This window comes from Gelidibacter sp., assembly GCF_053579655.1.
Map to the genome: position 1 here is coordinate 1 of NZ_JBMDWE010000071.1, position 6,164 is coordinate 6,164.

At 36.7% G+C, this 6,164-nt stretch carries 6 protein-coding genes; 5 read left to right on the forward strand and 1 reads right to left on the reverse strand.

Annotated elements, in window-relative coordinates:
• Positions 1–66: 66 nt before the first annotated feature.
• Positions 67–2,472, reverse strand: coding sequence for an aminotransferase class I/II-fold pyridoxal phosphate-dependent enzyme (locus tag ACOH2D_RS18175; protein ID WP_449536158.1), 2,406 nt, complete (start codon positions 2,470–2,472; stop codon positions 67–69).
• A gap of 215 nt (positions 2,473–2,687) precedes the next feature.
• Here ACOH2D_RS18175 and ACOH2D_RS18180 point away from each other — a divergent pair, with 215 nt between their 5' ends.
• The 5 genes from ACOH2D_RS18180 to ACOH2D_RS18200 all read left to right on the forward strand — a co-directional run bounded on the left by ACOH2D_RS18180 (position 2,688) and on the right by ACOH2D_RS18200 (position 6,057).
• Positions 2,688–3,047 (forward strand): DUF7793 family protein, encoded by a 360-nt coding sequence (locus ACOH2D_RS18180; RefSeq protein ID WP_449536159.1) that lies wholly within the window; start codon positions 2,688–2,690, stop codon positions 3,045–3,047.
• Positions 3,048–3,085: 38 nt separating this feature from the next.
• Positions 3,086–4,066: a helix-turn-helix transcriptional regulator gene (locus tag ACOH2D_RS18185; protein ID WP_449536160.1), complete on the forward strand. Its 981-nt coding sequence runs from the start codon at positions 3,086–3,088 to the stop codon at positions 4,064–4,066.
• A gap of 89 nt (positions 4,067–4,155) precedes the next feature.
• Entirely contained in the window at positions 4,156–4,596 is a 441-nt protein-coding gene (locus ACOH2D_RS18190; RefSeq protein WP_449536161.1) for a MauE/DoxX family redox-associated membrane protein, read from the forward strand.
• Positions 4,593–5,723 carry a hypothetical protein gene (locus ACOH2D_RS18195; protein ID WP_449536162.1) on the forward strand — a complete coding sequence of 377 codons (1,131 nt, stop codon included), beginning with the start codon at positions 4,593–4,595 and terminating at the stop codon, positions 5,721–5,723. Before ACOH2D_RS18190 ends, ACOH2D_RS18195 begins: the two co-directional genes overlap by 4 nt.
• Before the next feature lie 52 nt (positions 5,724–5,775).
• A complete protein-coding gene (locus tag ACOH2D_RS18200) occupies positions 5,776–6,057 on the forward strand; it encodes a DUF6520 family protein (RefSeq protein WP_449536163.1) in 282 nt (93 codons plus the stop codon).
• The last annotated feature ends 107 nt before the right edge of the window (positions 6,058–6,164 follow it).

Genomic DNA, 6,164 nt, shown 5'->3' on the forward strand with positions numbered 1-6,164 from the left:
CTAAGTGCATCTGGTATTCCGATATTAATTCTTGGTATTTCATGCCTTACAAACTGATGTCCTTGCTTATTTAGATTCCAATAAACCCATAAGTTCTAGGGTGTAATTGTCCGATGTCTGGATGTAGGCATGTTTTTCTTCCACAATAGCGCCAAGTTTCTTTTTTTCAAAGGAAGCGGTCAAACCAAAGTCAATATGTCTGAAATTTAGATCTATCGCTCTTTTGATCGTTTGATATAACAGTTGGCGATAGGTCTGGTACTTATCGAGATGGTCATAATCAATTCCGACCAATGAAGGTACGTAAGTGAGGCTACCATTATTTTTAAAGCAAAACATGACCCCGATAAAGTTGCTGGGATCTTCCTTGCTTTCAATAGTTATAAATTCCCAGTTAGGATCTTTGGACATGTTTTCAAATAAAGCGGAAGGGTAGGAGAATGTATTCAGCCCCAAATTATTTCTTCGTACGTTATCATATAGTTCTTTTACGTGTTTCAATTGGGTCTCATCAAGTTCCTTTAGAACGGAAGTTTTTAATAAGGGCTCGTTGGTCAAGATGTCTTTTCTCAAGTGTTTTCTGCTTCGTGATGAAAGCCTGGTTATATAGCTCTCAATGGTGTCCTGGTTCAATAAGGTCACTTTGCAGGAGCTTGGCATCTTGATCCTAATAAATCCATGGCCTTGAAAATAACTATGAAGCCCATCATCTAGACTAAAATCCCGAAGTGAGACCATTTTGGAACTTGAACGTTGTTCTAAAGTCTCCAAGGTTTCCATCAGCTTATTCAGCGCATCGATTTTTAAGGGATGGTTGTCATCGATATATAAATGATCTCCTTCTGTAAACAGACTGCCCAAGCTGAGTACTTTGGAGGTCATATAATACGGCTCTGATAATCGTTGGGTTTCTATGGTTTTTGAAGCAGTAACATTGGCAAGCATATCATCTTTCCATAGTGAAGAAGATATTACTGTGGCAAGAATAGGGACTTCCTGTTGGTCATAAATAATCAGATACCAAAAATCCCAATTATGCTCCACGAGCTGATGATCTGTAAAAGTTTTTTCGAGAAACCGAAGTCCGTCCCAGTCTTGAATGCCATTTTTGCCAACGAGCGCATTCCACGTGTTTTTGTCAATTTTTGAAATGGAAGATTCTAATTGTAGGTTGAGCTTATCATGGGATGTTTCGTCAGATTTCTGTTTGGTCTCAAGTTTAAAGGCCTCACAGACGCGGTGCAAACTTGTATGTGTATCTTCAATAGCCTTTGGCAAATGGTATTCCATGGCCTCAACCAGTGCTTTTATTTCCTGTATTTGATTATGTCTGGAAATTGTAATTCTTACGCCAGTATTCTTTACCGGAACTGCAGGGAAAAGCCCAAGGTTCACATAAAAACCTTCCTTCATCATACGGTTTACAAAATTATATCCCGTTTTTGGCATCCCTGTACCGATAAAAAATACAGGGGAATTGTTTTTATCGATTAGCGGCAGATCTGTTCTTGCGACTAATTCATTAAAATATTGAATCTTCTCTTTTAATTCATTTTGAAGCTGGTAAATTTCTGTACTCAAATGTATATTCGCTGATGCAGTTGCAGCCGCCACAGAAGCCGGCTCCAGTTGTGCGGAAAATGTAAGCGGTCCTCCAAATGTTTTTATTTCATGGTACATTTTTTTATTGGAACAGACCAGCACTGATCCACTGGCTCCAAATGTTTTGCTCAAGGTTCCAAAAAGCAGCATGTTTTCAGAAAGTTCGTCAAGTTCGCTCAGCACATAGCCAGTGCCATTCTTTCCAATCCAACTCATGCCGTGAACATCATCGAAATATAAATGCAGTTGGGGGTATTTTAGGCTCAATGTTTTTAATTCCTTTATTGGAGCATAATCCCCGAACATGGAATAGATACCGTCGGCCATATACCAGATTCTTTTTCTGCCATTTGAAAGCGCTTTGATTTTATCCTCTAGCATGTTCAGATCATTATGCCGAATCATCTCAATCGGGACGCTTCTTGTTTTTAATACTTTTGCCGCACTCTGCACGCTCCAATGTACCTGATGATCTAAAATAATGGCATCCTGGTCTCTCACTGCGCTTGGAATAACACCCATATGACCCAGAGTGCTATTTTTTGTAATGACCACGGGATTTTGATACATCTCGGTGACTTTTTCCTCTAATTCCTTATAAAGAGGATTGGAAATGTAAGATTTGGATAATGGGAATTGTGTGCCGTATTTACGAATAGCTTTTATGGCTGCTTCCTTTAATCTGGGATCTTGTTCCAGGCCGAGATAGCCCGTTGTGCCAAAATGGAATAGTTCTCTGTTTTTTAAACCTATTGTTCTTCCAGAAAAACTTTCACCTTCTGCATATAAATGTAATATGCCCTCGTCAATGGCATCTGTAAAGACATCGTTTACAGTGTCCAAAAAATTGTTGTGTTTGATTTTTGCCATGTTATTGATTTTATTAGACATAGAATTTAAGGTCTTTTGGGGGATATTGGAGGTTGGAAGAGCACCATAATCCGTTTTAGTCAAATTTTACTCCGTTTTAGACTAAGATTAATCCCGATAAGTCAATTCCTGATCCGTTTTAGACAAAAGTGCCTAATTTAATTTTTTTAACTTTAGAGTGAAAAACCAGTTTTCTAATAATTGAGATCATGTTTATGGAAAATGAATATGCGACCTATACGATAAAGGATGGTATCCTTCATGTTGAATATAAAAATGTCAATTTGGATTTGTCGGCGGCGATCAGCATTGTTGAGGATAGATTCGCGCTACAGGAAGGGCAAAGCATTCCTGTACTATGTGATATTCGTAGAGTAAATGGGATCAATAGGACAGCACGTATCTATTTGTCTATAGAAGGCTCATCGTTTATTAACGCTGTGGCATTTATTGTGGAGGCGCCTGTTTCAGATATGTTTTCAAAATTTTATTTACGCAGCAGTAAGCCACCAATACCTACAATGGTCTTTACAATGATAAGTGAAGCATTAATGTTTTTAAAAAAATATAAGTGATAATTGGATTTAAATATCTAGTAAATAAACAGTTAATTATGGGAGAATATAACAAACAACGCGTAGTAAATATTCATAATATGATTTTGGAAATGGCCTCAGGCAATTTTCATTATCAAATTGAGCGTTCTTCAAAGGATGATGACCTTGAATCAATTGTTGTGGGTTTGAATATGTTAGCTGAAGAGCTTGAGGCAAACATGGTCCATCAGGGCTTTGCTAATACCAATACGTCAGTCATCGATATTGTAAAGATGAGTTTCATATTGGATGAGAATGGAGTGGTTGAAATGGCCAACGGTCAAGCAGGCAAGATGCTCTCTCTGCCATTGGCCGATATCATTGGGAAGTTATTCGAAGACTTTCTGACAGATGATTCTAAGACCCTTTGGAAAAATAAATGTATAAGCAAAACCAAGAAACCAAAGCTTGAAGGTTCTGTGCATTTGGTCTTTAAACAAAAAAATAGTCTTGAGGTTCCTAAAGTTGTGCACTTTACCACCTTTAATGATAGGACAAATGAAATCAAAAAAATATTGATTACCGTGGTTCAACATTCTAATTACCAGAAAAAGTTGAAATCGAAATTAAAGAAAAAGGTCATTAATGGAAAATACCAACGCGTGTTAAACGATACAAATTTACTATCAAAAAAAAATAAAATGGTGTTGACCTATGGAGATATCCAAAAGATTAGGGCTGCACATAATATCATCTTCGACAATCCCCAAAACGTTTTTCCATCACAGAAGGATTTCGCTCTTCAGTTGGGAACGAATGAGTTCAAGTTGAAGTATGGGTTCAAAGAGCTCTATGGGACCACAATCCATAAATTCATCATTCAAGAGCGACTTCGAAACGCACAGGTAATGATACAGTATACGGATCTCCCCTTTAAAATTATCGCGCACAAATCAGGGTTTAAGAGCCAATCTCATTTTTCAAGATTATTTAAGGAAAGGTTTGGATATTCTCCAAAGGATTTGAGAAAGGATACCATCTCCAGGGGTAAATTATAGGATCTCTGGAAATTAATCCCGATTAGGCAAATACTTTCACGTTTTTGTATAATTTAAGTGCTGAACTTTATCATCTCAATACAAATGATATGAGAGTTTCCAAATACTTTATAGAAAAAACACCCTTAATTGTAAGTTTACTGTTCATTGTGTTATTTGTGTATGCGGCGGTGAGTAAGCTCATGGACTTTCCTGAATTCAGGACTCAGTTAGGTCAATCTCCAATTATTACCGCTTATGCTGATTGGGTCGCTTGGGGTGTTCCATTATTGGAATTAGTGATCGCCGGATTGTTCATTGTTCCTAAATTTATGCTGTGCGCCTTTTATGCCAGTTACTCATTAATGATCATGTTTACCACATATATCATTTTGATTTTGAATTTCAGTGATTTTATCCCATGCTCGTGTGGCGGGGTATTAGAAGATTTGGGATGGACTGAACATATTGTTTTTAACGTGGTTTTTATTGCTATTGCAGCAGGTAGTATATTTTACTTGGAAAAGAAATCCAAAAATCTAATATCATGAGAAGGAAGGCTTATTTTAAATTGTTGGTTGCTGGCATATTGAGTGCAGCTTTCGTTGTGATTGCGTTCATCTTATCGGAAAACGAAGTGCATCGCAACAACTCATTCGTTAGACGATATCCTCAGTATCCGGTTCTAAACAAATATAATTTGTCAATTAAATTCAATTCCTATTATATAGCGGGATATGAAAATGGAAAATTATATCTAGGAAACACCACCGCTCCGTTACATCTTTTAGAAGTAAACATAAAAACACAGGACACCACACATATAAGAGTCCAGCTTGATGAAACAGACCTCCCCTTTCGTTCCTTAAATATCAAATTTCATCCGCCTTATTTTTTTGTAATGGATGGTGCTATACCATTTATTTTCAGAGGAAGGATTGGTGATTGGAAAGCTAATCTTTGGATGAAAGACAAGGCCTATTTTGATAAGGCAATACCTATTGACTCCAATAAACTATATATAAACACGATAAGTACCCAAACCCACATGAGAACACTGGGTTATATTGAAAAACTTGATGACTTTAAGATTGTTCTAAACACTGATGTTCTGGAAAAACAGATCGATGGCTTATTCGATGTTGACGGGATTATGGCAGTGTCCACGAACAATCAAAAGCTTGGGTATATCTATTTTTATCGTAATCAATTCATGTTGATGGATTCTAATTTAAAACTAATTAAAAGACAAAATACTATAGATACGGTTCAAAAAGCACAAATAAAATTATCGGAAATAAATATCAAACGTAAAACCGAAATGAAAGCTCCCCCTCTTGTTGTTAACAGAATGGCATCCATTTGTAATGATCTATTGTTTATCAACTCCAACAGGCTTGGGAAATACGAACCGGAGAGCATGCTAAAAGAAGCCTCCATCATTGATGTCTATGACTGGAAGAAGGGCTCTTATGAGTTTAGCTTTTACCTATATAATATTGGTAACAAGGCCATGAAAGAGTTTTTTGTTTATGACAATTATTTGATGGCCTTGATCGATGATGAGCTATCTGTATATGAGCTTACAAAAAAATACTTTAGCAAGTATCAAATTTATCAATATCCTCAAAAAGTAAATACCAAAAGCATGAATATAAATAATACTACTGGCCGGTAGCAGGGATGAGATCGAAAACCTGTTGAATAGAGTAGATCAAATTATTAATTAAATGTTATTTATCATGAAAATTTTAAAATCCAAGTTTTTACTTCCGGTTATGGCCATTGTTTTTGCCATTACCGCCAGCGCCTTTACTACTGTTGAAGCATCACAAGTAGATGACAATGCCGCCATAATGGGATATATCTATCAGTCCGACAAAGACCCATGTCATCAAGTGACGGTTCCATGTTCAACATCTGGATCTCAAACCTGTTTCTATAGCCCTGGGGTTGTTGCCAAACAGTTAAACGGTACTGCATGTCCATTACCATTGAAGAGAAATCCTTAATCAGTATTAAATTTTAACTAGGAGAGGGCTTTAAAAATGCCCTCTTTTATTTATAATGGTCTATGTTACACAGAAAGAGCTCTGATTTGTCGTAAGCATAATTTGAA

Bases quoted from the DNA above. Each gene is read 5' to 3' on its own strand.
- ACOH2D_RS18180 (WP_449536159.1), top strand. From the start codon at position 2,688: ATGGAAAATGAATATGCGACCTATACGATAAAGGATGGTATCCTTCAT.
- ACOH2D_RS18200 (WP_449536163.1), top strand. From the start codon at position 5,776: ATGTTATTTATCATGAAAATTTTAAAATCCAAGTTTTTACTTCCGGTT.
- ACOH2D_RS18195 (WP_449536162.1), top strand. From the start codon at position 4,593: ATGAGAAGGAAGGCTTATTTTAAATTGTTGGTTGCTGGCATATTGAGT.
- ACOH2D_RS18175 (WP_449536158.1), bottom strand. From the start codon at position 2,472: ATGGCAAAAATCAAACACAACAATTTTTTGGACACTGTAAACGATGTC.
- ACOH2D_RS18190 (WP_449536161.1), top strand. From the start codon at position 4,156: ATGAGAGTTTCCAAATACTTTATAGAAAAAACACCCTTAATTGTAAGT.
- ACOH2D_RS18185 (WP_449536160.1), top strand. From the start codon at position 3,086: ATGGGAGAATATAACAAACAACGCGTAGTAAATATTCATAATATGATT.